Raw genomic sequence first — 24595 nt, forward strand, 5'->3', positions numbered from 1 at the left:
CACCGCTGGGAGGGGGGTAGTGGCCGCGCCTCGGAGATGTGCCCCAAGGTGTCGCGCCGAACACCGCTCGCCGGGATGCGGGATCGCGGCGGGCCGGGTGAGAGCGGGCTCGATCGCCACGTGCGCACCGGGATACCCCCGGCCTTTAGGGTGTGCCCATGTTCACCTTAATTTTTCCATGGAAAGGTCCGGTCCGGCGTGCATATGTGCGCGGGTCCGGTAACGAAGCCCCGACGAAAGCGCAGTAAATGGTATCCGAGCAGGTTCACATCGTCACCCAATCCGAGGTCACGCCCGAAGCGTGGGACGGCGTCCTGTCAGCGCCGTGGCGCAGCCCGAAGCTGCTCTTCGCCTGGGCCAAGGCGATGGCGGCGCATTACAGCCGGATCGGCGCGCTCACGGTCGTGGTGGTCGGGCCGCTCAGTGAACCCAAGGCGCTGCTCGCCATGACGGTCGACAAGGGCTTCGTGCAGCGGCATCACTTCGTCGCGAATGACGATGGCGGCCTTCCGGTCCCGCGTCGAGATGACAGCGTTCTTCCGGCACTCGCCAAGGGCCTCATCGGGCTCGGGAAACCGGCCGATCTGGGCTATTACCCCATCGAAGACCCGTTCATCGGCGAGGTGCAGAAGGCAGCACAGGGCAAGGCCAAGGTCGTGGTGCGGACCAAGGTCATTCCGGCGGCCCCCTGGCTCGACCTCGATGAAAGCTGGTCCGAACCCACCAACAACCTGCGCCGCAACATGCGGCAGTCGATCCGGCGCAACGAGCGGCGGATGCGGGAACTGGGCGAGGTGACCGTCGATTTCCTCGAACCCGCGACCGGGGCGGTCGACGGTCTGCTGGACACGGCGGTCGCGGTCGAGGCGAAAAGCTGGAAGGAACGCACCGGCACGGCCCTGACCCACGACCATCGGCAACAGGCCTTTTTCCGGGACTATGCCAAGGTGGTGGCGGGCGAGGGGCGTCTGCACGTCGCCTTCCTCCGGCTCGACGGCAAGGCGATCGCCATGAGCATCGGCGAGATCCGCGACAACGTCTTCTGGGCCTACAAGATCGGATATGACGAAGCCGTTGCCAAATACGGCCCCGGTGCGCTCATGCAATACTACCTGATCGGGCATCTCGCGGGCCGTGGCATCCAGCGGATCGAGATGCAGGGGCACCTTCTGGAATACAAGAAGAACTGGACCGACAAGGCCATCGATACCGTCGCCGTGCGCATCTATCCATATAATCCGCGCGGGGTCGCCGCGATGGGATACGACGCCATGCGACAGTTCGCGAAACGGCGCGAGGCGCGGCAGGAGGCGGCGGCGCGAGCGTCGAAATCCGCGGCGGCGAAGGCGGACGCGGACCGGGACGCCTAGAGGGGCGCGCCCGGCGCGTATCCGGTTGTTTTTCCCCCGTCGCGGTGGTCTGGTGTGTCGGCACGATCAGAACAGGGACGGAGCCAGACCATGACCATCGAAACCACCCATGTCGGAAGCCTGCCGCGTGGTGACGCGCTGTCGGCGCTGCTCATCGCCAAGGACAAGGGCGAGGCATACGATGCCGAGGCATTCGAGGCGACGGTGGAAGAGGCCATTCGCGACGCGATCCGCCATCAGCGCGCGGCGGGCGTTTCGATCGTGTCGGACGGCGAGTTGGGCAAAGTCGGCTATTCGACCTACATGCAGGAACGCCTGTCGGGCTTCGGCGGCCACATCGACCGCAAACCGGCCAAGGATCTGGCGGCGCACCCGAATCTGGCCAAGAAACTCAGCGCCATAATGGGGTCGCAGGAATTCACGCGGGCGTCCTGCATCGGTGAAGTGAAGCTGGTGAACCTGCAACCTGCGCTGGATGACATCCGGCGGTTCAAAGAGGCGCTGGGGGCCGAGGCCGACACGGGCCGCGCCTTCATGAACGCCGCCTCGCCGGGGCTCATCACCGCGTTTCAGGTGAACAAGTATTACCCGTCGCACGAGGCCTATTTGGCCGATCTGGCCGCCGCCATGCGACCCGAATACGAGGCTATTCTGGATGCGGGCTTCGACATCCAGTTCGACTGCCCCGACCTCGCCATGTCGGCCCACACCGGGTATCAGGATATGGATCAGGAGGAATTCGTGAAAGTGGCCGCCGCCAATGTCGAGGCGCTGAACGCCGCGACGGAAGGCTTGCCCAAGGACCGGATGCGGATGCACCTGTGCTGGGGCAACTACGAAGGGCCGCATGACCATGATATTCCACTGGAAAAAGTGATCGACGTGGTGCTGTCGGCGAACCCCTCGACCATCCTGTTCGAAAGCGCGAACCCCTGCCACGAACACGAATGGACCGTCTGGCGCGACGCCGATATTCCCGACGACAAGGTGCTTGCGCCGGGCGTGATCGACACCTGTTCCAACTACGTCGAACACCCCGAGCTGGTGGCGCAGCGTCTTGGCCGGTTCATCGACATCGTGGGCGAAGACCGCGTGATCGCCTCCACCGACTGCGGCTTCGGCACCTTCGCAGGCTACGGCAAGATCGACCCGGAGGTGACGTGGAAGAAGCTGCGGAACTTGCGGAAGGGCGCGGATCTGGCGTCGGCGGGGTGAGCACCCGTTGCCTCCCATTGTGCCAATAGTTGTATTCAACGAACGCGATTTCGACCTTCTCTTCATCGAAGAGGTCGCTTTCAGTGGTGCGTTCAGAAAAGAATTGGCCCGAAAACTTGCGTTAGGAGATAGCGAAATCACCTCTATCGAGCATTCGGTTCATGAAAATTTCGGTGGCTTGGCATGGGGCGAGACCGACATCTTAGTGCGCTTCGCAAATGGCTCCATTCTCTTGATCGAAAACAAGGTTTCCGCGCGGTTTCAACCCGAACAGGCAGCGAGATATCGCGCCCGGGCGTCGGTCCATTCCGAGCGTGGATTTGAAGCCAGGACGGCTCTTATCGCGCCGGAGCCGTACTTGGCCGGTGTTGAACCGAGCGAATGGGATTATGTCTGTTCTTACGAAGAAATCGCGAGCTTCATTTCGGACACTGACCCGCGTTCGGACTGGAAGCGATCACTCTTGGAAAACGCCGGGAGTAGGGCCGCTCGCGTCAAAGCGCTCGCTGGCAGTTCTGCGGCACGAAAAGCTGCGTCAGCCGAACTGGCTGCGTTCAAGGCCGATTGGCTCGCGATGATCAGGCGCGATGCCGCGTGGAAAGCAAATCCCCAATCCGGATCCACCGACGAGTTTTCGTATCGTCCAGCTTCGAACCCCTACGGCCTTTCTGTGTGGCACCATCCCATGTCGGGTTACTTGTCGATCCAGAACTTAGAGAAGATCGTCTCTTTGAGGCTGGATGACTTGGCCGCCTCACTACCAGAAGGGTTCAAGATAACGCGCCACCCTAGCTCGGTGTATCTCGATGCGATCGTACCAAGCATCGACATGTCCTCCACTCTCTCTCAAGAACTCGATCAGGTCCTAGATGGAATGGAGACCGCGCGACGGGCATTGGACCTAGTAGAATCCGCCTCGATTTAGAAGAGTGTCAGCACTCCACCCTCACCGATCCCCGAACATATCCCCCAATCCGCCCAGCACCGAGCCTTCGCCCTTCTTGTTGCCGAGGCCCGGACCGGCGGCGCGTAGGACGCGGTCGGCGAGGCGGGAGAACGGCAAGGACTGGAGATAGACGGTGCCCGGCCCGCGCAGGGTGGCGAGGAAGATGCCTTCGCCGCCGAAGATCATCGACTTGAGGTTGCCGGCGCGTTCGATGTCGTAGTTCACGCTGCCGGTCATGGCCGCCAGACACCCGGTATCGACCCGCAGAACCTCGCCCGGGGCCAGCTCGCGTTTGATGACGGTGCCGCCGACGTGGATGAAGGCCATCCCGTCGCCGTTCAGGCGCTGGAGGATGAAGCCTTCGCCGCCGAAAAAGCCCGCGCCCAGCTTGCGTTGAAACGCGATGTCGGTCGTGGTGCCAAAGGCCGCGCAGAGGAAGGCGTCTTTCTGGCAGATGAGTTCGCCCCCCATCTCGGCCATGTCCACCGGGATGATCTTGCCGGGATAGGGTGCCGCGAAGGCCACGCGTTTCTTGCCCTGACCGTTGTTGGTGAAGTGGGTCATGAAGATCGACTCGCCGGTCAGCACGCGTTTGCCCACGTTCAGAAGCGAATCCATGATGCCGCCCGAGGGGCGCGCGCCGTCGCCCATGCGGGTCTCAAACCCGATGCCGTCGTCCATGTAGTTCATGGCGCCCGCCTCGGCGATGACGGTCTCGGCCGGGTCGAGTTCCACTTCGACGATCTGCATGTCGTCACCGAAAATTTCATAATCAACTTCATGGCATTGCATCGGGCGTCTCCCTTGGAAATCTGGTGGTCTGGAATTGGCGAAAGCCTAGCCGGGACGGTGTGACGATGCCAGACGGAATGGGCCTGTCGCCGCCGACGGCCCGGTCACGGTTCGGGCCTTTGCGCCCGCCCGCCCATTGCTTGCCATCACCCGGACGCCCATATAGGGTCCGCGCCAGCCAAAAGGGGCCGAACGGTCCCGCCTATGACAGGGCCGATCCGCCCAACAGACAAGGGACCAATCTATGCTCGTTTCGCCCGCATTCGCGCAGGCCGCCGCCCCCGCCGGGGGCCTCATGAACTCCATGCTCATCCCGATGGTGCTGGTGTTCGGCATCATGTATTTCTTCCTGATCCGCCCGCAGCAGAAGAAGGTGAAGGAAGACCAGAAGATGCGCGAGGCGCTGCGCCGGGGCGATCAGGTGGTCACGCAGGGCGGGATCATCGGCAAGGTGTCGAAGGTCAAGGAAGGCGAAGAGGTCGAGGTCGAGATCGCCGAGGGCGTCAAGGTTCGCGTGACCAAGGCCGCGATCCTTCAGGTCGTGTCCAAGACCGAACCGGCGGCCGAACCGAAAAGCGCCAAGAGCTGATCGCGCTGAAACCACACGCAACATGACCGGCAGGGCAGGGGCCAGATGCTGAATATCTCCATCTTCAAGCGGGTCGTCATCATCCTCGTGGTGGTGACGGGGCTGGCCTATGCCATGCCGAACCTGTTCTATCCGCGGGTCGAGACCCATAACGACGCGGTCACGGCCATCGAACAGGCGGGCGGCGAAGCGTCGCCGGAACTCGCCGCAGATCGCAGCGCCTGGCCGGGTTGGCTGCCGTCGAACCTCGTCAATCTCGGTCTGGACCTTCGGGGCGGGGCGCATCTTTTGGCCGAAGTGCAGGTCGAGGATGTCTACAAGCAGCGGATGGATTCGATCTGGCAGGAGGTGTTCCCGGTCCTGCGCGACGCGCGCGACATCGTGGGCACCATCCGCCGGGTGCCGACCGAGGACGGGACGCTTCGGGTCAAGATCGGGGATACCACGCATATCGACGATGCCGCCCAGCTCGTGCGCGCGCTGGCGACGCCGGTCGTGACGATCACCGGCACCGGGTCGACCAACTTCACGGTCGATGTCGAGGGCGACGAGATCGTCGTGGCCTTGTCCGAGGCCGAGAAACTGGCCACCGACGACCGCACCATCCAGCAATCGCTGGAGATCATTCGCCGCCGGGTGGACGAGGTCGGCACGCGCGAGCCGACGATCCAGCGGCAGGGCGAGGATCGCATCCTCATTCAGGTGCCGGGTCTGGGGTCCGCCGACGAGCTCAAGGCGCTGATCGGTACCACCGCGCAGCTCACCTTCCAGCCGGTCGTCAGCCGCACGACGAACCCCGATCAGGCTCCGGGGCCGAACAATGTGCTTTATCCGTCGGTGGACGAAGAGGGCGTTTACTACGTGCTCGAAGACGTGCCGGTCGTGACCGGCGAAGACCTCGTCGATGCGCAGCCGAGTTTCGACACCAACGGGCGGCCCGCCGTCAACTTCCGGTTCAATCCCCATGGCGCGCGCCTGTTCGGTGACTATACCGCCGAGAACGTGGGCAGCCCCTTCGCCATCGTGCTGGACAGCGAGGTCATTTCGGCCCCGCGCATCAACGAACACATTCCGGGCGGCTCCGGCATCATCACCGGGAATTTCACGGTCGAGGAATCGACCAATCTTGCCGTGCTCCTGCGCGCCGGCGCCTTGCCCGCCGAGATGACGTTTCTCGAAGAACGGACCATCGGGCCGGAACTGGGCGCTGACAGCATCGCGGCGGGTGAGATCGCCTCGCTCGTCGCGTTCGCGGGTGTCCTCGTCTTCATGGCGCTGAGTTACGGATGGTTCGGCATGATCGCCAACGTGGCGCTCATCCTGAACGTCGCCATGCTCTTCGGCCTGCTCTCCGCCATCGGCGCGACGCTGACGTTGCCGGGCATCGCCGGGATCGTGTTGACCATCGGTATGGCGGTCGACGCGAACGTGCTGGTGTTCGAGCGGATCCGCGAGGAGCTCAAGAACAAGCGCGGGCCTGCGCGTGCCATCGACCTCGGGTATGAAAAGGCGCTGTCGGCCATCATCGACGCCAACATCACCACGTTCCTGACCGCGGGCATCCTGTTCATCATGGGCTCCGGTCCGGTTCGCGGCTTCGCCGTCACCCTTGGCCTCGGCCTGATCACATCGGTCTTCACCGCGATCTTCGTGACGCGCCTGATGGTCGTGATCTGGTTCGAACGCCGTCGTCCGAAAACGCTGGAGGTCTGAGATGCGTTTGTCTCTGGTTCCGAAGGAAACGAATGTCGATTTCTTCTCGCGCTCGTGGCTCTCGCTCGGGCTGTCCGGCGCGCTCATGGTCATATCCATCGTGGCCTTTCTGGTCTTCGGTCTGAACTTCGGCATCGATTTCCGGGGCGGCACGTCGATCCGCACGCAAAGCACCGAGGCCGTCGATGTCGGCGCCTATCGCGACGCCATCGCTCCGCTGGGGCTTGGCGATGTCGCGATTTCCGAGGTGTTCGATCCGTCTTTCGGGCCGGACGAGAACGTCGCGATGGTGCGTATCCAGTCGCAGGACGGGGACGAGGCGATTTCGGTCGAGACCATTCAGGCGGTCGAAGACGCGCTGACGGCCTACGATCCGAACATCACCTTTCCCAGCGTGGAAAGCGTGGGGCCGAAGGTGTCGGGCGAATTGATCTGGACCGCCATCGAAGCGGTGGCCGCCGCCATGGCGACGGTGCTGATCTATATCTGGCTCAGGTTCGAGTGGCAGTTCTCGCTGGGCGCGGTCGCCGCGCTCATCCATGACGTGACGCTGACCATCGGGGTGTTTTCGCTGTTCCAGATCCAATTCGGCCTGCCGATTATCGCGGCCTTGCTGACCATCGTCGGCTATTCGCTGAACGATACGGTGGTCGTCTTCGACCGGGTGCGCGAGAATCTGCGGCGCTTCAAGAAGCTCGATCTGAAGGAAGTGCTGAACCTGTCGATCAACGAAACCCTGAGCCGGACGATGATGACCTCGGTCACGACGCTGATCGCGCTGATCGCGCTTTTCGTGCTGGGCGGCGACGTGATCCGCAACTTCGTCTTCGCGATGATCTGGGGTGTCGTGGTCGGCACCTATTCCTCGGTCTTCGTGGCCTCGGCCATCCTGCTCCGCCTAGGGGTAAAGCGGGACTGGACCAAGCCCGACGCCGAAGCGGGCACGCAGTTCGGCAACTCCGAGACCTGAGGTGATCGAACAGGCGCTGGCCACACCGGGTCTCGTGTGGCTGGCGGTGACGTTCGTGTTCGCGGGTGTCGTGCGCGGGTTCTCGGGCTTCGGCACGGCGCTGATCTTCATGCCTGTGGGCGCGATCTTCCTCCCGGTGTCGACCGCCATCGTCGTCGTGACGATCACGGGCGTCGTGACCTGGGTGCTGATCGTGCCGCGCGCGCTTCGCGAGGCGGACAAGGCCGAGGTCGGCGTTCTGGCCCTTGCAGCCGTGGCGGCCGCACCCCTCGGCGTCTGGATGCTGACATGGCTCGACCGCGAGGTCTTGCGCTGGACCGTCGCGGTGGTGGCGACTGTGACGCTTGCGGCGCTCGTTTCCGGCTGGCGTTTCGGCGGGCGGGTGCGCTGGCCCGGTCTGGGCGCCATCGGCGCGGCCGCCGGTGTGCTGGGTGGCACCACAGGGCTGACCGGGCCGCCGGTGATCCTGTTTTATCTCGCCGGCCCCTCGGGCGCGGCCAAGGTGCGCGCCAACACGATCCTGTTTCTGGCCTGTCTCGACATCGGCATCATCGTGAACCTGCTGGCGCGTGGGCTGGTCGGCTGGGCCGAGGTCACGCTGGCCGCGGTGCTGGCGGTGCCCTATGCGCTCGGCATCGCGCTTGGGCAATGGGCGTTTCGTCCCGAGGCCGAGCGCGGCTTCCGCGCCGTCGCCTATGGCGTGATCGGGCTGGCCATCGTCACCGGCCTGCCGCTCTTCGACTGATCGGGCGTTTTTCAGCGGTGCGTGCAGGGTTCGGGGCATCGGTTCTCGCCTCGCCTGCGGTGGGTCTTTTCCCGGCTGCGCGAACGGGTTAGGAAACGGCCATGCAGATGCACGAAATCACATATGGTCAGGCCATGCCGGTCGAAAGCTACGGGCCGGGGTTCTTCCGGGTCGCGGGCGACGTGATCCGGGGGCCGATGTTGGCCACGGGAAAGCGCGCGGTGAGCTGGGGCGGGTTGGACGATGTCGACGCGCTCCTCGCGCTCGCCACCGATGTCGACGTGCTGTTTCTGGGCATGGGGCCGGAGATGGCCTTTGCGCCAAAGGACATGCAAAGCGCCCTCGAAGCCGCCGGGATCGGGGTCGAGGCGATGGCCACCCCAGCCGCCTGCCGGACCTACAACATCACGCTGTCCGAAGGCCGACGCGTGGCGCTTGCGGTGTTGCCCGTCTGATGGAGCTTGTCGTCCGCGACCTCACGGTGGCGCGCGGCGGCGTGCCGGTGCTGGAGGGGCTGGGCTTCACGCTCGGGGCGGGCGAGGTGCTGGTCCTGCGCGGGCCGAACGGGTCGGGCAAGACCACGCTTCTACGCACACTGGCCGGATTGCAGCCCGCCGTCGCCGGCGAGGTCAGCCTGCCGCCCGAAGCGATTGCCTATGGTGCCCATGCGGATGGGTTGAAGGCGCAGCTTTCGGTGGCCGAGAACCTTGCCTTCTGGGCCAGCGTCTATGCCACCGGCGATATCGAGGATGCCCTGACCCGGATGAACCTTCTGGGGCTGCGCGACCGGCCTGCCGCGAACCTGTCTGCGGGGCAGAAACGGCGGCTGGGTTTGGCGCGGCTTCTCGTCACCGGGCGGCCGATCTGGCTTCTGGATGAACCGACGGTGTCGCTCGACACCGCTTCGGTCGCGCTTTTCGCGACCTGTGTGCGCGCGCATGTTGCGGGCGGCGGGGCGGCCCTGATCGCGACGCATATCGATCTGGGGCTGGAGGCCGGGATTTTCGACGTGACGCCGTTCAAGGCCGATCCGACCCGCGCGGCGGAACCCGGTTCGTTCGACGAGGCGTTCCTGTGATCGCGCTTCTCATCCGCGATCTGCGCCTGTCGGTGCGGGCGGGGGGCGGATTCGGCCTTGGCCTTGCGTTCTTCCTGATCGTGACGGTGCTTGTCCCCTTCGGCGTGGGGCCGGAGGCCGAGATCCTCGGCCGGATCGCGCCGGGTATCCTGTGGGTCGGCGCTCTGCTTGCCTGCCTTCTGTCGCTCGACCGGATCTTCCAGCTTGATTTCGAGGACGGATCGCTCGACCTGCTCGCCACCGCGCCGCTGCCGATGGAGGGGGCGGTGGTGATGAAGGCGGTCGCGCACTGGCTGGTGACGGGACTGCCCCTGACGCTGGCCGCGCCTGTTTTCGGCGGGCTGATGTCGATGCCCGAGGGCGGGGCGTGGTGGATGTTCGTCACGCTTCTGATCGGAACCCCGGCACTCAGCATGATCGGGGCCTTCGGCGCGGCGCTGACCGTGGGTCTGAAACGGGGCGGGCTGCTCCTGTCTCTGCTCGTCCTGCCGCTCTATGTGCCCACCCTGATCTTCGGGGCCGAGGCGGCGGCGCGCGGGATCGGCGGCTTCGACGCCTCGACACCGCTTCTGATGGTCGCGGGGATCACGGCGGGGAGCATCGCGCTCCTCCCGTTCGCGGCGGCTGCGGCATTGCGTATCAATCTGCGGTGAGGGACACGGGTTTTTCTTGCCCGATTGGCCCATGACACATAGGACAATTCGCATGGATAACGTGCGCACGAAACAGGCGAGAGACGGGTGGAACTGGCTTTGGGCCTGGGCCAACCCGGTCAAGTTCATGGCCCTGTCCGGCAAGGCGCTGCCTTGGGTGATCGGGCTGACGATCCTCACGCTGGCGGTCGGGCTGATCTGGGGCTTTTTCTTCACGCCCGAGGCGGTGAATTTCGGCTCGTCGGTCAAGATCATCTATGTCCACGTGCCAAGCGCGATGATGGCGATCAATATCTGGGTGATGATGCTTGTGGCCTCGCTCATCTGGCTGATCCGCCGCCATCACGTCAGCGCGCTGGCCGCCAAGGCCGCCGCCCTCGTGGGGGTCGTGATGACGATCATCGCGCTTCTCACCGGGGCGATCTGGGGCGAACCGATGTGGGGCACCTATTGGGCGTGGGATCCGCGCCTGACCTCGTTCCTCGTCCTTTTCCTGTTCTACCTCGGCTACATGGCGCTCTGGGCCGCGATCGAAGACCCGGACACCGCCGCTGACCTGACCAGCGTTCTGGCCATCGTCGGCAGCGTCTTCGCGCTTCTCAGCCGCTATGCGGTGAACTTCTGGAACCAGGGCCTGCATCAGGGGGCGTCCCTGTCGCTCGACAAGGAAGAGAACGTCTCGGACGTCTATTGGCAGCCGCTGGTGATCTGTCTGACGGGTTTCGTTCTGTTGTTCATCGCGCTTCTCTTGGTGCGCACACGGACCGAGGTGCGCAAGCGGCGCATTCATGCGCTGGAGATGCGGGAAAGGATGCAGGATGCCTGATCTGGGAAAATACGCGGGCGCGATCCTGACCTCATGGGGTGCGACGATCCTGCTCGTGGCGCTGGTGATCGCGGTCAGCTGGTGGCAGTCCGCACGCGTGAAAAAGAAGCTCGAAGCCGCCGAGGCGCGGCGCAAGGGAGCCTGACATGAAACCCCTCATGATCCTGCCGCCGGTGGTCTTCGCCGGGCTGGCGCTGATGTTCTACTTCGGCATGAACCGGGGCGACGATCAGTTGGCATCCACCCGCGAAGGCGGGCCGGTGCCCGCGCTGACGGTGGCCGAGTTCCCCGGTGAGCCCGGCTTCACGGTCGGAGAGCTGGCCGATGGCGAGGTGAAGCTGGTGAACTTCTGGGCCAGTTGGTGCGCGCCGTGCCGGGCTGAGCACGAATACCTCATGGCCTTCGCCGAGGAAGGCATCCCGATCTACGGCATCAACTACAAGGACGAGCCCGCGAACGGGCGGAAGTTTCTGGATGACCTCGGCAATCCCTTTACCGCGGTCGTATCGGACGAAAGCGGGCGCACCGGGATCGACTGGGGCCTTTACGGTGTGCCGGAAACCTTCGTGGTCGATGGCGACGGAGTGATCGTCAAACGCTTCGCCGGGCCGATCACCGGGGCGATCCCCGACACGGTCATCCGCCCCGCGATCGACGCCGCGCGCTAGGCTTCGCCGCACGATCCGGTGGCGGGCTGTCTGCCGCCTCCAACCTCTCCCCAATGATGTTTCCACTCCGTGGTCCGCGCGGTGACGAAGGCGGATTGCCGCCGTCTATATCTGATATTGGTAGGCAGGCGCCCACGATGGGCGCAGCGTGAGCGCGGAGATCACGGGAGGATTCCATGAAGTATGTCATTGCAACCATCGGTATCGGATGCGCGGGCGCGGCCATGGCCGCGAGCCACGGGGGCGGCTGGACGCTCGAGGGGTTCGAAACGCCTGAGTCGGCCTATTACGAGGCAGGGTCGGACCAGATCGTCGTGTCGAACATCGCGACCTTCGGGCCGGACGGGCAGATGGACGGGTATCTGTCGCTGGTCACGCCAGACGGTGAAATGAAGCAGAAGGACTGGGTCACGGGGCTGATGGACCCCAAGGGCATGGCCTCGATGGACGGCAAGCTCTACGTCGCGGATGCGATGGGGCTGCATGTCGTGGATATCGCGAGCGGCACGGTGGACGAGACCATCACGCTCGAAGGCGCGATGTTTCCCAACGATGTGGCGATCGGGCCGGATGGCGCGGTCTATGTCACCGATATGTTCGGCGGGGCGGTCTTTCGCGTGATGGACGGAAGCGCCGAAGCCTTCGTCCCCGCAGGCTCCATGGACCTGCCCAACGGAATCTGGGCGCAGGAGGACCGGCTGATCGTCGGTTCGATGGGGAAGGAATGGCTGATGGATCAGGGCCGGATCGAGGGGAAGGGGCAGCTTTACGCCGTGACCTACGACAGCGCCGACGTCACCACGCTGCCGGGCGCCGAGGAAACCGGGGCCATCGACGGGATCGTGGAGATCGGCGGCAAGCTGATCTATTCGGATAACCCGACGGGCGAGATCGTCGCCTATGACGGGGCGGGGCTGGAAACGCTGACCACGACCGAGGCCGGGGCGGGCGACATCGGCATGATGGGCCAGATGGTGCTGGTGCCGTTCTTGCAGGGCGGCAAGATCATGGCGGTGCCCGTGGAGTGAGTTTTCGACCGGGCTTGCGCCCGGTCGACTCGCTGGAGGGGGCTGCCTGCCCCCTCCAGACCTCCCCCGGGGATATTTCGGGACCGGAAAGACGGGCGGGCGGTGTCAGCTGTTGCCGCCGCGGGTGAAGAGGCCAGCCTCGGCCGCCGCGCGGGCGATGGCTTTGGACTTGTTCACGGTTTCCTGAAACTCGGCCTCCGGGTCGCTGTCGTAGACCACGCCGCCGCCGGATTGAATGTAGAGCTTGCGGTCCTTCAGGACGGCGGTGCGCAGCGCGATGCACATATCCATGTCGCCCATCGCCGAGAAATAGCCCACGCCGCCGCCGTAGACGCCGCGCTTTTCCGGCTCGAGCTCGTCGATGATTTCCATCGCGCGCACTTTCGGCGCGCCGGAGACGGTGCCCGCGGGCATCCCGGCAAGGAAGGCCGAGAGCGCGTCGTGGTCTTCGCTGAGTTCGCCCACCACGTTCGAGACGATGTGCATCACGTGGCTGTAGCGTTCGACGATGAATTCCTCGGTCGGGCGGACGGTGCCGATCTTGGCGACCCGGCCCACGTCGTTGCGCCCCAGATCGAGCAGCATGAGGTGTTCGGCCAGTTCCTTTTGATCGGCGAGCAGGTCTTCCTCCAGCGCCTTGTCTTCTTCCGGCGTGGCGCCGCGGGGCCGGGTGCCTGCGATCGGGCGGATCGTCACCTCGCGCCCGAAGACGCGGACGAGGATTTCGGGGCTGGCGCCGATGACCTGAAAGCCACCGAAGTTGAAGAAGAACATGAAGGGCGAGGGGTTCATGCGGCGAAGCGAGCGGTAGAGCGCGAAGGGGGGCAGGGGGAAATCCTGCGTCCAGCGCTGCGAGGGGACGACCTGAAAGATGTCGCCTGCGCGGATGTATTCCTTCGCCGTCTCGACCGCCGCGAGGTATTCGTCATGGGCGAAGTTCGACACAGGCTCGCCGATGTCCGCGGTCTCACCCAGATCGTGTGACGTTGCGGGCTGGCGTTCGAGGTCGCGCAGCGCGTCCTGCACCCGTTCGGCGGCCTGCGCATAGGCGGCGCGCGCCGACAGGCCCGACGACTGGAACACCGGCGAGACGAGGATCACTTCGCCCTTCACACCGTCCAGAACCGCCACGACCGAGGGGCGGATCATCACCGCATCGGGCAGGCCGATGGGGTCGGGGTTCACGTTCGGCAGGTGTTCGACCAGCCGGATCATGTCGTAGCCCAAATAGCCGAAGAGGCCCGCCGAGGCGGCGGGCAGGTCATCGGGTAGGTCGATCTTGCTTTCGGCCAGCACGGCGCGCAGCGAAGTCAGGGGATCGTCGGCCACGTCCTGAAACGCATCGGGGTCGAAACGGGCCTGACGGTTGATCCGGGCCTTGGTCCCGTCGCACTGCCACACGAGGTCCGGCTTCATCCCGATGATCGAATAGCGCCCGCGCACTTCGCCGCCCGTCACCGATTCCAGCATGAAGCTGTCGGTGCGCGCCTCGGTCAGCTTCAGCATGAGCGAGACGGGGGTGTCGAGGTCGGCGGCGAGGCGGGTATAGACGATCTGGTTCGCGCCAGCGTTCCAGCCGGCCTCGAAGGCGTCGAAGGACGGGGTCAGGGCCATCGGTCAGCTCACGGGAAGTTGGCGTGGACGGCGTTGATCATCGCCTGATCCAGCGTGACGCCCGCATCCGATTCCAGTGCGGCGGCGAAAGCGTCCTGCACGTCGGCGGCGATCTGCTGCGACACGCGGGCACCGAAGGTGGTTTTGATTTCCTGTGCCTCGGCGCTGTCCTGATCGGGCGCGTTGACGTCGGTGAGGCCGAGGACCACGACCTGACCATCGCCCGAGACGACCTGCCACGTGCCTTCTTCCATCTCGAAGGCGGTTTCGATCATCGTGGAGGGCGTGCCCTGAATGAAGCTGGTGCGTGCGATGTCCTCTTCCAGAACCTCGGTCAGACCGACGGTGGAGGGGGCTTCGGCGCCGCTTTCGAATTGCGGGATAAGGGCTTCGGCGCGGGCCACCAGCGCCTCGGTCAGCGTCTGCGCTTCCCAGCCCGCCACGACCGCGTCGCGCACCTCGTCGAGCGGCTGGAGCGCGGGCGGCGTGATCTCGTCGAGCCGCAGCGCGAAGACCGAGCCGTCTTCCAGTTCCGTGACCTCGGGGAAGTCGCTTTCGCTGGCCTCGGAAGCCGCTTCGCGGAACGGGGCGTAGGCGGCGATGCCGTCCTGGTTCCCGTCGAAATAGCCGATGGTGTCGACGGTGATGAGGCCTTCGGCCGCGAGTTCCTCGAGCGTCGCGCCCCCGGCCATCATCTCGTCGATCTCGGTCGCGCGGGTGCGCACAAGGCGGCGCGCGGCATCGGCCGCATATTCCTCGAACAACTGATCGCGCACCTCTTCGAAGCTGGTTTCCTGCGCCGAAAGGATCGCGTTCATGCGGAACAGGGCGGGGCCGAGGTCGGTTTCGATGGGGCCGACGACGCCGGGCGCGTCGAGGGCGAAAATCGGGTCGCCCGCCTGACCGAGGGCGCGGCGGGTCACGTCGCCCATATCCACGTCGGACAGCGAAAGGCCGCGCGCCTGAACCTCCTGGTCGAAGGTCGTCTCACCCGCTTCGATCCGGTCCGCGGCGGCCTGCGCCTCATCCGCCGAGCCGAACACGAGGCGTTCGACGAGGCGGCGTTCGGGCACCTGAAATTCGTCGATGCGCTGGTCATAGAGGGCCTGAAGCTGGGTGTCGTCCATCGGAATCTCGTCCAGCACGTCTTCGGGCTTGAGCCAGCCATAGGTGATCTGGCGGGTTTCCGGCGTGGTGAAATCGTCCGGGTTCGCCTCGTAATAGGCTTCGAGATCGGCTTCGGTCGGTTCCGGCAGCGGCTCTTCGAGGGCCGAGCGGGTCACCGGGGCCCATGTGAAGTCGCGGGTTTCGCGCGCCCAGCCGAACAGCGTGTCGGTGTAGACATCGGGCATTTCCAGATCGCTGGTCACGGCGCCGGCAAGGATGGTGCGGGCCACTTCGAGCCGCAGAGTCTCTTCGAACTCGCGGGCGGTCAGGCCGGATTGTTCGAGGACGAAATCGTAGGTGTCGCGGTCGAACTGGCCGTTCGGGCCCTGGAACGCCTGGATCTCGGTCACGCGGGAGGCGAGGTTCTGGTCGCCCACCGACAGCCCCAGACGGTCGGTTTCGTTCTCGACCGCCGTGATCGCGATCACGCGCGACAGAACGCGCTGGTCGAGACCGATTTCCTGCGCCTCGGCCATGGTGAGGTTCTGGCTGGTCTGCTGCTGCCAGCCCTGAAATTCGGCGTTGAGTTCGCGGAAGTAGGCGGAGGCGTCGATTTCGGTGTCGCCGACCTTGCCGATCGACTGTCCTGAACCGCCGAAATTGACCGAGCCGAAGCCGATCAGTCCGACCATGACGAGCGCCATGATGATCCAGACGAAAAAGCGCGAAATGTTCGAGAACATGCCCGTTTGCCTCCGGTTGGGTCAGTGGGTTGTAACGGCGCGATTGGGGAATGCCAACAGGGGTTTTGGGCGTTTGGATGGCCTTGCGAAATCGGGCGGGCTGGCGCCCGCGCAGGATTTGCGCCATCCCGGCTTTCGCCGGGCCGTCGCGGTGGAACGCGGCCGGGGGCCGCGTCCGGAGGGCCAGCCCTCCGGACCTCCCGAGGTATTTGGAGACCGAAGAAGATCAGGACAGGGTTACGAGGCGATCCATGAGGGTCGCGATCCCGGTGGTGTCGATGTTCGCGAAGGCGATGCGCAGGTGCGCGGCGCCTGACGCGTCGCCTTCGGGCGTGAACATCGAGCCGGGGAGGGCGAGGACGGCGATGTCATCGACCATACGGCGGGCGAGGGTGCCGCTGGGCTCGTCGAACGGGTGACGGACATAGGCGAAATAGGCCCCCGCGCCGGAGAGGTGCCAGTCCGGCAGTTTTGCAAAGCCTTCTTCGATCGCGCCGCGCCGTGCGAGTATTTCCGCACGTTCGCCGGCGAGCCACTGGTCGAGGTTCATCAGGCCCCAGAGGGCGGCGTGCTGGCCGAGCTGGCTGGGGCAGATCGCGACTGTGTCGAGGAATTTCTCGACCGAGACGAGGCGTTCGGGGCTGGCCACGAGCGCGCCGACGCGGTGTCCGGTCAGGCGGTAGGCCTTGGAAAAGGAGTAGAGCTGGATCAGCGTGTCCGACCATGCCGGGTCGGAGAAGAGGTCGTGCGGCGCGGAGGGGCGGCTGTCGAAGTCACGGTAGGTTTCATCGAGGATCAGGGCCAGGCCGTTGGCACGGGCGAGGTCGGCGAAGGCATGGACGAGGTCGGCCGGGTATTCGACGCCCGCCGGGTTGTTCGGCGTGACCAGCACGATGGCGCGGGTGCGGTCGGTGAGGCGCGCCTCGGCCTCGGCCACGGTGGGGAGAAGCTCGTCGCCCGTCGGCAGCGGCACGGTCCGCACGCCGGACAGGGAGAGCCACATCTGGTGGTTGAAATACCACGGGGTCGGCAGGATCACCTCGTCGCCGGGACCGGCGAGGGTCGAAAGTGCCGCGCAGAACGCCTGATTGCAGCCCTGCGTGATCGCGACGTTGCCGGGCGTGATCGGGCCGCCGTAGGCCTGCGAAAAGCGGGCGGCGAGGGCTTCGCGCAGGGAGGGCAGGCCCAGCACGGGGCCGTAGACATGGGCCGCGGGCAGGGTGAGGGCCACATCCGCCATCGCTTCGCGCAGGGCGAGGGGCGGCGGGTCGACGGGGGCGGCCTGACTGACGTTCAGGAGCGGCAGATCAGGCGAAAACGTCTTGTCCGCGATCCATCGCTTCGCCTCGACCACCGGCGAGGGGCGGGTCGCGGCCATGTTCGGGTTCAGGATCATGCGGCTTTCTGGGTGACGGCGGCGAGGGCTTCGATCTTGGCCTTGGCGGCACCGGAATCGATGGACTCGCGTGCGATTTCAACGCCTTCCGGTAGGTTCGCCGCCTCGTCCGCGACCACGAGACCTGCGGCGGCGTTCAGAAGCACCGCGTCGCGATAGGCGCCTTCCGCCCCGGCCAGAAGTGCGGCGAAGGCCTTGCCGTTCTCCTCGGGCGTGCCGCCGAGGATGTCTTCGAACGGGTGAACGGGGAGGCCCGCGTCTTCGGGATGCACCTCTCGCTCTGTGATCGAGCCGTCATCGAGGGCCGCGAGCCAGGACACGCCCGCGATCGACAGCTCATCGGTGCCGTCGCCGCCGTGGACGAGCCACGCCTTCTCGGAGCCCAGCGCTTGCAGCACCTCGGCCATCGGACGGATCATCGCCTTGGAAAACGCGCCGGTCAGTTGCCGGGTGACGCCCGCCGGGTTGGTGAGCGGTCCGAGGATGTTGAACATGGTGCGGGTGCCGAGCTCGGCGCGGATCGGGCCGACATGGGCCATGGCCGGGTGATGCAGGGGGGCCATCATGAAGGCGATGCCGGTTTCGGCCAGCGCCGCCTCGACCACCTTGGGGCCGACCATGACGTTCACGCCCATCGCGCCGAGCGCGTCGGCGGACCCGGATTTCGACGACAGGTTGCGGTTGCCGTGCTTGGCCACCGGCACGCCCGCGCCCGCGACCACGAAGGCGGTGGCGGTCGAAATGTTCAGCGTGCCCTTGCCGTCGCCCCCGGTGCCGACGATGTCGATGGCGCCTTCGGGCGCGCGCACCTTGTTCATCTTGGCGCGCATCACGGCGGCGGCGGCGGCGTATTCGTCGACGGTTTCGCCGCGCGTGCGCATGGCCATCAGAAGCCCGCCGATCTGGCCCGGCGTCGCCTCGCCCGTCATGATGATGTTGAAGGCCGCCTCGGCCTCGTCACGGGTCAGGGCACGCTCGGCGGCGGCCCCGATCAACGGCTTGATCGCATCGCTCATGCAGGGACTTTCACGGAATTCAGGAAGGTGCGGATCATGGCGTGGCCATGTTCGGACCGGATGCTTTCGGGGTGGAACTGGACGCCTTCGATGGGCAGGCTCTTGTGGCGCAGGCCCATGATGGTGCCGTCTTCGAGCCACGCGGTGACTTCAAGGCTGTCGGGCAGGCTGTCACGTTCCACGACGAGCGAGTGATAGCGTGTGCCCTTGAGGGGCGAGGGCAGGCCGGAAAAGACGCCTGCGCTTTCGTGATGGATCTCGCCCAACTTGCCGTGCACGATTTCGGAGTGGCGCACGACCTTGCCGCCGAAGGCCTGACCGATGGTTTGGTGGCCAAGGCAGACGCCCATCAGCGGCAGCTTCGCCTCGGCGGCGGCCAGCGTGAGCGGCAGACAGATGCCCGCCTGATCCGGGTCGCAGGGGCCGGGCGACAGGATGATCGCCTCGGGGCGCATTCCCATCGCCTCCTGCACGTTCACCGCGTCGTTGCGCACGACTTTGATCTCGGCACCCAACTCGCCGAAGTAGTGGACGAGGTTGTAGGTGAAGCTGTCGTAATTATCGATGAGCAGGATCATGGGCTTGCCTTGGGGCTTTCACTGAAGCTTGGTCGCGGTATACATGGTCAGAGCCGGGCGCGGGGGTCAAGGGCGACCGGGCGCAAGACGGATCGCACGGCTTCGGATCGTGCGCGAGACTGGAGGCGGAATTGGCGAACGGAATGGTTTCGGGGGTGTTTGCCGGCGTGGTCGTGGCGGCGGTTGGCGTTGCGACGGCGGCACTGGTCATCGAGCCGGTCGAGATGGGTGAACCGGGTCCGGTCGCCGAAGCGCCGGTCGCCAGCGAGACGCCTGAGCCTGTCGAACCTGACGAGAGCGCATCGGACGGGCAGGAACCTGAGGCGGAAACGGCCGATGCGACCGAGACGGAGCCTGCGGCGCCAGCGGTTACGGCCAGTAGTGAGACGCAGGCGCCGGAAGCGGACCCGATCATGGTCGAACCGACCTCGCGACCCAGCGAAGAAGAGATGGAGCGGGACGAGGAAGCGGCGGAAGCCGAGCCTGCCATGGACCCCGAGCTGATGGTCGAGGCCGAGCCGGAGACCGTGAGCGAGGCCGCGCCTGACCCTGCGGTGCCGGACACGCCGGACGAAGACATGGCCGAGGCCCCCGAAGCCGATGCACCGGAGGCGACGGACACCGAAGTCGCGCAACTGCCCATGGTGGTCGCGCCGTCCAACCCGACCGAGCCTGACGTGGCGATGCCGGAGACCGGCAACGACACCGTGCGCGCCGAGGGGGCGAGCGTGTTCGACCCGCCACCGCTGGAAGACGACACGCTCGAAGAACCCGCGCCCTCCGGGCCGGTCGTGACCGGCCGCCTGCCCACCATCGGGGAAAGCGCCGCCGATGAGGCCGCCGTCGATGCCGGGCCGCAACCCGCGATCCGGCGCAATGCGGTGCCTTATGACGGGATCGCGGAACTGCCTGAAATGGCCGTGCTTCTGATGGATATGGGGCCGGGGCGCGAGGACGTGGGCGACCTTGCCGTCATGCCGTTCCCGATGTCGGTCGCCGTCGATGCCTCGTCCCCCGACGCGGCCGAGGCGATTGCGTTCTACCGGGCCAACGGGGCCGAGGTGGTGCTGATCGTGCCGCTGCCCGAACTCGCCACCGCGATGGACGTGGACGTGACCTTTCAGGCCTACGATCCGCTGATGACCGACATCGTCGCGGTGATGTTCCCGCCCGAGGCCGGGTTTCAGGGGTTGGGCGACGCCGCCGCGCAGGTGGTGACGAACCTCGACGAACGGGGCCTTGGCCTCGTCACCTATCCCGAGGGGCTGAACACCGGCCACAAGGTCGCGGTGAGCGAGGAGGTGCCAGCGGGCCAGATCTTCCGCGATCTCGACGGGGACGGGCAGGCCGGTGACGTGATGCGCCGGTTTCTGGACAACGTGGCATTCCGGGCGCGCAACGACGAAGGCGTGATCGCCGTGGCGCGGGTGCGGCCCGAGTCGATTCAGGCGCTCTTGGAATGGTCATTGGGCAACCGGGCGCAATCGGTGAACTTCGCCCCGGTCTCGGCGGTACTGCTGGACGAGTGAGCATCGCCTGAAGGAGTGCGCTGACGCGCACGCATTTTCAGTTCGCGTTCAAGCCACGCGAGGCTTCGGGGGCTGTCTGCCCCCGAGCCCCCGAGGATATTTCGAGACCGGAAAGACGTATTGCGTGATGGGTTAAGAGGCGCGCCCAAGGGTCTGGGCGCGCTAGGTTTTTCACAGGGCGGCGAGGGCCTGATCGAGGTCGGCGATGATGTCGTCGGCGTCTTCGATCCCGATGGACAGGCGCACCACGTTGTTGCCGGCGCCCGCCGCCTCGCGCTGCTCGTCGGTCAGCTGGCGGTGGGTGGTCGACGCCGAGTGGATGATGAGCGAACGGGTGTCGCCGAGGTTCGCCACGTGGCTGAAAAGCTTGAGGTTCGACACCAATTTCACGCAATCCTCGTAACCGCCCTTGAGCGCCACGGTGAACAGCGCCCCGGTGCCGCGCGGGAAGATGCGCTTGCCGACCTCATGCGCGGGCGAGGATTTCAGGCCCGCATAGTTCACCTTGTCGACCTTGTCGTGCGCTTCGAGCCATTCGGCCACTTTCTGCGCGTTCTCGACATGCTTGCGCATCCTGAGCGACAGGGTTTCGATGCCCATCAGGGTGTAATGCGCGGCCTGCGGGTTCATCGTCATGCCCAGATCGCGCAGACCGATGGCGATGGAGTGGAAGGTGAAGGCCATCGCGCCCAGAGCGCCGTGGAAATTCACGCCGTGATAGGCCGGTTCGGGTTCCGAGAGCGACGGGAACTTGCCCGAGGCCGACCAGTCGAACTTGCCCGAATCCACGATAGCACCGCCGGTTACCGTGCCATTGCCGGTGAGGTATTTCGTGGTCGAATGCACCACCAGCGTCGCCCCGTGGTCGATGGGGCGGCACAGATAGGGCGTGGCCGAAGTGTTGTCGACGACCAGCGGTAGGCCCACCTTGTCGGCCACCTTCGCCACGGCCTCCAGATCGATGGGGTAGCCCACCGGGTTCGCGAGCGATTCGCAGAAGATCGCGCGGGTGTCGTCGTCGATGGCGGCCTCGATCGCCGCCGGGTCGTCGAAATCGACGAAGGTGCAGGACCAGCCGAAGCGTTTGAACACTTGCGTGAACTGCGTGTAGGTGCCGCCATAAAGGCGCGTCGAGGCGACGATGTTCTTTCCCGGCGCCATGAGCGGGTAGAGCGCCATGATCTGCGCCGCGTGACCCGACGAGGTGCAGACCCCGCCCGCGCCGCCTTCGAGCGCCACGATCCGGTCGGCAAGCGCACCGACGGTGGGGTTGGTGAGGCGGGAATAGATGTAGCCGACTTCTTCGAGGTTGAAGAGCCGCGCGGCATGGTCGGCGTCTTTGAACACATAGGATGTGGTCTGGTAGATCGGCACCTGGCGTGCGCCCGTGGCCGGGTCCGGGGCGGTGCCCGCGTGGACCTGAAGCGTGTCGAATCCGTTCATCTGTGCGTCTGACATAATGTCCTCCCGTAACTGTCCGCGACGACGCTACGGGGATTTTCCCCATCCATCAATTGCGCTAAGCCGTTGGGCAGACACATTCAATTCGCGCAATCCGAGGAGGGGCTCATGCTCACACCGTTTCATCTGGCGATCCATGTCACCGATCTGGAGGACGCGCGGGGGTTCTATGGCGGAGTTCTGGGCTGCACGGAGGGGCGCTCGACCGAGACATGGGTCGATTTCGATTTCTTCGGCCATCAGTTGAGCCTTCATCGCGGTACACCCTTCGCGACGACGAACACCGGGAAGGTGGGCGAGCACATGGTGCCGATGCCGCATCTGGGCCTCGTGCTGGCACTGGACGACTGGCGCGCGCTGGCCGACCGTCTCGAGGCGGCGGGGACCGATTGGATCATCCCGCCGTCGGTGCGGTTCGAGGGTGAGCCGGGCGAACAATGGACGATGTTCTTCCGCGATCCGGCCGGGAACCCCATCGAGATCAAGGGATATGCCGACATAGCCGGGGTTTTCGCGACCTGAGGCGCGGGTCAAGCGTTCTGCGGACCGGCCCCGGCGAGGGTGAGAGCATGGTCGCGCAGGTCGTCGGGCCAGCCGTCCATCGCGTCCGCGAATCCGCGCATGTCGCCCGCGTAGAGCGCGCGGATCGCCTCTTCGAACCGCGGCAGGTTTCCCGCGATGGCGGACAGGAACCGATAGGCGCGGTCGGGTGCGCGCGGGTCATCCGAGGGGGCCGCGTTCATGGCGTCGTCCACGATACGCCGCAGGGCGGCGGACGCGCCGCCGCGCTGGCCCGCCAGCCAGTCCCAATGGCGCGGCAGCAGCGTGATCTCGCGCGCCTTGACGCCCATCTTCGGCCTGCCGCGTGGGGCAGGTGCGGGCGTGCCTGACAGGTTCAGGTCGGTTTCCCGCCCGGTCAGGTCTGAGAACACCAGCAATCCTTCGGGATGCGGTCCGAGCGGGGCAAGGTCGGTTTCGAGCGAACCGCGCGTGCCTGATGCAAGGCGTTTTGTGCCCTGAAAGGCGGTGAAGGTTTCTTCGGTCATGTATTTACACCCGGATAAAATTATGGGACGTGAATAACATCCGGGTAAAAAGGTGGCAAGATGGCTGTGTCGAAGGATCAAAAACGAGCGGCGAAGGCGGCGTGGAGCGAGCGCAAGGCGGATTGGGCGATCTGCATCGTCCGCATCGGCGCGGCGATGTGGGTCAAGGCGGTGTCCGATGCCGCCTCACTGGAACGGCGGTTGTCGTTCATGCTGCGCACGGGCGGGGCCAACGGCGCGCCCGCCGGGATGCAGGCGGCGTTTCGTGAGGAGGGGACCGTCACGGTCGAGGTGGTCGAGCGGTTGGACGACGGCCTTTCCGACATGGCGCGCCAGACGCTTGTGAAAGACCGGATCGCGCACTGGGTGGACGAGCTGGGCGCGACCCCGTTCTAGCGGTCACCGCATCCAGAACCCTTCGCGTTTGATCTGGTTGCGGATCATCTTTTCCATCGGTGGCAGGTCGTCACGGTCGAACAACCCGCGCACCTTGTGGCCGCGCCCTTGATAGATCATGCGCAGCATAGGCTCATGGTTTTTCAGGACTTTCTTGACCTTGTTGGGGGCGGCGGCGGTCTCCAGCGCCGTGATCGTCGCGTCCGACTCGCGGGCATAGGCCAGCGGCAGGACGCGCCAGTGGCAGGTGATGTCGCCGTCCAGCCCGGCAAGCTCCGGCCCCGGACGCCCGCCCCCCATCTCATGTATGGCGAGGGGCAGGGCGATCTGGTCGAGCCAGGGATAGATCTCCTGACACACCAGCGCCTCGGGCGCGTCGTCGCGGATGGTGAGTGCGATGTCGAGGTAGCGGTCACGGAAAGCGGCGGGATCGGCCCCGAAGAACCAACCTGCGTTGAAATACAGGTATCGGCCCCAGTATTCGTCCGGTTCCGAAAGGTCGAGCGAGCTTTCGAAATCCAGCCCGAAGCGGTCGTAGAGCGATTTCCACGTATCCGTGTAACCGGGGCCATACAGTTCGATCTGCGGCCACGTGCCTTCGCGGTTCATCGAGGCCGAGGGGCGGGCGAAGTCGAAGGGCACCCGCGACAGCGGGCCGGTGACCACCGTGTCGCTGTCGAAAAAGACGAAGGGCTCGCCAGCGGGCAGGGCCGCCAGACCTTCGATCTTGTTGCCATTCGGATAGGACGCGCCGAAATGGACGCTTTGGAACGGAACGATTTCGGCGCCCTGTTCTTCGAGCGCCGCGCGCTGGTCGCCCGACAGGCGCGGGTCGTCGGGCCAGAGCGGGCCGGGCTGCGGTTCGGCCACGATCAGGCGTCCGGGGAAGTCGGGATCGTGTTTGCGCAGGGAGGCCGCGAACAAAAGCGCCTCGTATCCGACCCGTCCCGCCTGTCCGATGACCAGCACGTTGAACGGGTGCGGCGCACCGCTGCTTTTTTTCGCCGCTTTCGCCATGAACTGTCGCCTGTCTTTGCCCGGTCCCGGATTTTCTGCCACTATAGGCTCAGGCCGGACGCGGCAAAAGCGTCCATCGGGGCCGGGGCGTGAGAGACC

Annotated in this window: 26 protein-coding genes; 17 read left to right on the forward strand and 9 right to left on the reverse strand. The window is 65.5% G+C overall.

The annotated features are described in order from the left end of the window. Positions 1-248: 248 nt before the first annotated feature. The 3 genes from FCT00_RS10095 to FCT00_RS10105 all read left to right on the forward strand — a co-directional run bounded on the left by FCT00_RS10095 (position 249) and on the right by FCT00_RS10105 (position 3510). Positions 249-1370, forward strand: coding sequence for a GNAT family N-acetyltransferase (locus FCT00_RS10095; RefSeq protein WP_138422906.1), 1122 nt, complete (start codon positions 249-251; stop codon positions 1368-1370). A gap of 90 nt (positions 1371-1460) precedes the next feature. Continuing rightward, positions 1461-2585 (forward strand): cobalamin-independent methionine synthase II family protein, encoded by a 1125-nt coding sequence (locus tag FCT00_RS10100; RefSeq protein ID WP_138422908.1) that lies wholly within the window; start codon positions 1461-1463, stop codon positions 2583-2585. A gap of 7 nt (positions 2586-2592) precedes the next feature. Beyond that, positions 2593-3510, forward strand: coding sequence for a PDDEXK-like family protein (locus tag FCT00_RS10105; RefSeq protein ID WP_171042957.1), 918 nt, complete (start codon positions 2593-2595; stop codon positions 3508-3510). Positions 3511-3531: 21 nt separating this feature from the next. On the opposite strand, the gene FCT00_RS10110 is transcribed toward FCT00_RS10105, so the two are convergent. Then, complete coding sequence (locus FCT00_RS10110; RefSeq protein WP_008328018.1) at positions 3532-4323, reverse strand: TIGR00266 family protein; 792 nt, start codon at positions 4321-4323, stop codon at positions 3532-3534. A 295-nt stretch (positions 4324-4618) separates the two neighbouring features. Between FCT00_RS10110 and yajC the strand changes: the two genes are divergently transcribed. The 11 genes from yajC (at position 4619) to FCT00_RS10165 (ending at position 12593) form a co-directional block, all read left to right on the forward strand. After that, a complete protein-coding gene (gene yajC / locus FCT00_RS10115; RefSeq protein ID WP_040885374.1) occupies positions 4619-4912 on the forward strand; it encodes a preprotein translocase subunit YajC in 294 nt (97 codons plus the stop codon). 45 nt (positions 4913-4957) lie between these two features. After that, positions 4958-6625, forward strand: a complete 1668-nt coding sequence (gene secD, locus FCT00_RS10120; RefSeq protein ID WP_138422910.1) for a protein translocase subunit SecD — start codon at positions 4958-4960, stop codon at positions 6623-6625. Between the two features lies 1 nt (position 6626). Beyond that, positions 6627-7595: a protein translocase subunit SecF gene (gene secF, locus FCT00_RS10125; RefSeq protein ID WP_008328021.1), complete on the forward strand. Its 969-nt coding sequence runs from the start codon at positions 6627-6629 to the stop codon at positions 7593-7595. Position 7596: 1 nt separating this feature from the next. Beyond that, the gene (locus FCT00_RS10130) at positions 7597-8340 is read left to right on the forward strand and encodes a TSUP family transporter (protein ID WP_138422911.1); all 744 of its coding nucleotides are present in this window, start codon (positions 7597-7599) and stop codon (positions 8338-8340) included. Between the two features lie 101 nt (positions 8341-8441). After that, positions 8442-8795 carry an Mth938-like domain-containing protein gene (locus tag FCT00_RS10135; RefSeq protein WP_138422913.1) on the forward strand — a complete coding sequence of 118 codons (354 nt, stop codon included), beginning with the start codon at positions 8442-8444 and terminating at the stop codon, positions 8793-8795. Beyond that, complete coding sequence (gene ccmA, locus FCT00_RS10140; RefSeq protein ID WP_138422915.1) at positions 8795-9418, forward strand: heme ABC exporter ATP-binding protein CcmA; 624 nt, start codon at positions 8795-8797, stop codon at positions 9416-9418. Before FCT00_RS10135 ends, ccmA begins: the two co-directional genes overlap by 1 nt. Next, positions 9415-10071, forward strand: a complete 657-nt coding sequence (gene ccmB / locus FCT00_RS10145) for a heme exporter protein CcmB (RefSeq protein ID WP_138422916.1) — start codon at positions 9415-9417, stop codon at positions 10069-10071. Before ccmA ends, ccmB begins: the two co-directional genes overlap by 4 nt. A gap of 52 nt (positions 10072-10123) precedes the next feature. Further along, the gene (locus FCT00_RS10150; protein ID WP_138422917.1) at positions 10124-10897 is read left to right on the forward strand and encodes a heme ABC transporter permease; all 774 of its coding nucleotides are present in this window, start codon (positions 10124-10126) and stop codon (positions 10895-10897) included. Next, on the forward strand, positions 10890-11042 hold the full coding sequence (gene ccmD / locus FCT00_RS10155) for a heme exporter protein CcmD (RefSeq protein WP_138422919.1): 153 nt from the start codon (positions 10890-10892) through the stop codon (positions 11040-11042). Before FCT00_RS10150 ends, ccmD begins: the two co-directional genes overlap by 8 nt. A gap of 1 nt (position 11043) precedes the next feature. Then, entirely contained in the window at positions 11044-11565 is a 522-nt protein-coding gene (locus tag FCT00_RS10160; RefSeq protein WP_138422920.1) for a DsbE family thiol:disulfide interchange protein, read from the forward strand. 176 nt (positions 11566-11741) lie between these two features. Further along, positions 11742-12593, forward strand: a complete 852-nt coding sequence (locus FCT00_RS10165; protein WP_138422922.1) for an SMP-30/gluconolactonase/LRE family protein — start codon at positions 11742-11744, stop codon at positions 12591-12593. A gap of 105 nt (positions 12594-12698) precedes the next feature. Here the strand turns inward: FCT00_RS10165 and trpE are convergent, their stop codons facing one another. The 5 genes from trpE to FCT00_RS10190 form a co-directional block, all read right to left on the reverse strand. Continuing rightward, positions 12699-14207, reverse strand: coding sequence for an anthranilate synthase component I (gene trpE, locus FCT00_RS10170; RefSeq protein ID WP_138422923.1), 1509 nt, complete (start codon positions 14205-14207; stop codon positions 12699-12701). A gap of 8 nt (positions 14208-14215) precedes the next feature. Further along, a complete protein-coding gene (locus FCT00_RS10175; protein WP_138422925.1) occupies positions 14216-16057 on the reverse strand; it encodes a peptidyl-prolyl cis-trans isomerase in 1842 nt (613 codons plus the stop codon). Between the two features lie 226 nt (positions 16058-16283). Beyond that, positions 16284-17453 (reverse strand): aminotransferase, encoded by a 1170-nt coding sequence (locus tag FCT00_RS10180; protein ID WP_138422927.1) that lies wholly within the window; start codon positions 17451-17453, stop codon positions 16284-16286. Continuing rightward, a complete protein-coding gene (trpD, locus tag FCT00_RS10185; protein ID WP_138422928.1) occupies positions 17450-18469 on the reverse strand; it encodes an anthranilate phosphoribosyltransferase in 1020 nt (339 codons plus the stop codon). The genes FCT00_RS10180 and trpD overlap by 4 nt, the downstream gene beginning before the upstream one ends. Continuing rightward, entirely contained in the window at positions 18466-19047 is a 582-nt protein-coding gene (locus tag FCT00_RS10190) for an anthranilate synthase component II (protein ID WP_138422930.1), read from the reverse strand. The genes trpD and FCT00_RS10190 overlap by 4 nt, the downstream gene beginning before the upstream one ends. Before the next feature lie 143 nt (positions 19048-19190). Between FCT00_RS10190 and FCT00_RS10195 the strand changes: the two genes are divergently transcribed. Further along, the gene (locus tag FCT00_RS10195; RefSeq protein WP_171042958.1) at positions 19191-20576 is read left to right on the forward strand and encodes a divergent polysaccharide deacetylase family protein; all 1386 of its coding nucleotides are present in this window, start codon (positions 19191-19193) and stop codon (positions 20574-20576) included. A 171-nt stretch (positions 20577-20747) separates the two neighbouring features. On the opposite strand, the gene FCT00_RS10200 is transcribed toward FCT00_RS10195, so the two are convergent. After that, complete coding sequence (locus FCT00_RS10200; RefSeq protein ID WP_138422933.1) at positions 20748-22034, reverse strand: O-acetylhomoserine aminocarboxypropyltransferase/cysteine synthase family protein; 1287 nt, start codon at positions 22032-22034, stop codon at positions 20748-20750. Positions 22035-22145: 111 nt separating this feature from the next. On the opposite strand from FCT00_RS10200, the gene FCT00_RS10205 reads away from it, so the two are divergent. Next, entirely contained in the window at positions 22146-22559 is a 414-nt protein-coding gene (locus FCT00_RS10205; protein WP_138422935.1) for a VOC family protein, read from the forward strand. An 8-nt stretch (positions 22560-22567) separates the two neighbouring features. On the opposite strand, the gene FCT00_RS10210 is transcribed toward FCT00_RS10205, so the two are convergent. Beyond that, complete coding sequence (locus FCT00_RS10210; RefSeq protein WP_138422937.1) at positions 22568-23083, reverse strand: DUF2239 family protein; 516 nt, start codon at positions 23081-23083, stop codon at positions 22568-22570. 60 nt (positions 23084-23143) lie between these two features. On the opposite strand from FCT00_RS10210, the gene FCT00_RS10215 reads away from it, so the two are divergent. After that, the gene (locus tag FCT00_RS10215) at positions 23144-23479 is read left to right on the forward strand and encodes a hypothetical protein (RefSeq protein WP_138422939.1); all 336 of its coding nucleotides are present in this window, start codon (positions 23144-23146) and stop codon (positions 23477-23479) included. Between the two features lie 3 nt (positions 23480-23482). On the opposite strand, the gene FCT00_RS10220 is transcribed toward FCT00_RS10215, so the two are convergent. Next, entirely contained in the window at positions 23483-24496 is a 1014-nt protein-coding gene (locus FCT00_RS10220; protein WP_138422941.1) for a hypothetical protein, read from the reverse strand. Positions 24497-24595 lie beyond the last annotated feature (99 nt).

It is taken from the genome of Maritimibacter alexandrii (genome assembly GCF_005871115.1).
Lineage (GTDB): Bacteria > Pseudomonadota > Alphaproteobacteria > Rhodobacterales > Rhodobacteraceae > Maritimibacter > Maritimibacter alkaliphilus.

Coding starts and splice junctions, on each gene's coding strand:
- FCT00_RS10150 (WP_138422917.1), top strand. CDS start 10,124: ATGGATAACGTGCGCACGAAACAGGCGAGAGACGGGTGGAACTGGCTT.
- FCT00_RS10165 (WP_138422922.1), top strand. CDS start 11,742: ATGAAGTATGTCATTGCAACCATCGGTATCGGATGCGCGGGCGCGGCC.
- FCT00_RS10215 (WP_138422939.1), top strand. CDS start 23,144: ATGGCTGTGTCGAAGGATCAAAAACGAGCGGCGAAGGCGGCGTGGAGC.
- FCT00_RS10180 (WP_138422927.1), bottom strand. CDS start 17,453: ATGATCCTGAACCCGAACATGGCCGCGACCCGCCCCTCGCCGGTGGTC.
- ccmD (WP_138422919.1), top strand. CDS start 10,890: ATGCCTGATCTGGGAAAATACGCGGGCGCGATCCTGACCTCATGGGGT.
- FCT00_RS10135 (WP_138422913.1), top strand. CDS start 8,442: ATGCAGATGCACGAAATCACATATGGTCAGGCCATGCCGGTCGAAAGC.
- FCT00_RS10210 (WP_138422937.1), bottom strand. CDS start 23,083: ATGACCGAAGAAACCTTCACCGCCTTTCAGGGCACAAAACGCCTTGCA.
- trpE (WP_138422923.1), bottom strand. CDS start 14,207: ATGGCCCTGACCCCGTCCTTCGACGCCTTCGAGGCCGGCTGGAACGCT.
- FCT00_RS10110 (WP_008328018.1), bottom strand. CDS start 4,323: ATGCAATGCCATGAAGTTGATTATGAAATTTTCGGTGACGACATGCAG.
- yajC (WP_040885374.1), top strand. CDS start 4,619: ATGAACTCCATGCTCATCCCGATGGTGCTGGTGTTCGGCATCATGTAT.
- FCT00_RS10205 (WP_138422935.1), top strand. CDS start 22,146: ATGCTCACACCGTTTCATCTGGCGATCCATGTCACCGATCTGGAGGAC.
- FCT00_RS10190 (WP_138422930.1), bottom strand. CDS start 19,047: ATGATCCTGCTCATCGATAATTACGACAGCTTCACCTACAACCTCGTC.
- secF (WP_008328021.1), top strand. CDS start 6,627: ATGCGTTTGTCTCTGGTTCCGAAGGAAACGAATGTCGATTTCTTCTCG.
- FCT00_RS10200 (WP_138422933.1), bottom strand. CDS start 22,034: ATGTCAGACGCACAGATGAACGGATTCGACACGCTTCAGGTCCACGCG.
- FCT00_RS10195 (WP_171042958.1), top strand. CDS start 19,191: ATGGTTTCGGGGGTGTTTGCCGGCGTGGTCGTGGCGGCGGTTGGCGTT.
- trpD (WP_138422928.1), bottom strand. CDS start 18,469: ATGAGCGATGCGATCAAGCCGTTGATCGGGGCCGCCGCCGAGCGTGCC.
- secD (WP_138422910.1), top strand. CDS start 4,958: ATGCTGAATATCTCCATCTTCAAGCGGGTCGTCATCATCCTCGTGGTG.
- FCT00_RS10160 (WP_138422920.1), top strand. CDS start 11,044: ATGAAACCCCTCATGATCCTGCCGCCGGTGGTCTTCGCCGGGCTGGCG.
- FCT00_RS10100 (WP_138422908.1), top strand. CDS start 1,461: ATGACCATCGAAACCACCCATGTCGGAAGCCTGCCGCGTGGTGACGCG.
- FCT00_RS10095 (WP_138422906.1), top strand. CDS start 249: ATGGTATCCGAGCAGGTTCACATCGTCACCCAATCCGAGGTCACGCCC.
- FCT00_RS10175 (WP_138422925.1), bottom strand. CDS start 16,057: ATGTTCTCGAACATTTCGCGCTTTTTCGTCTGGATCATCATGGCGCTC.
- ccmA (WP_138422915.1), top strand. CDS start 8,795: ATGGAGCTTGTCGTCCGCGACCTCACGGTGGCGCGCGGCGGCGTGCCG.
- FCT00_RS10220 (WP_138422941.1), bottom strand. CDS start 24,496: ATGGCGAAAGCGGCGAAAAAAAGCAGCGGTGCGCCGCACCCGTTCAAC.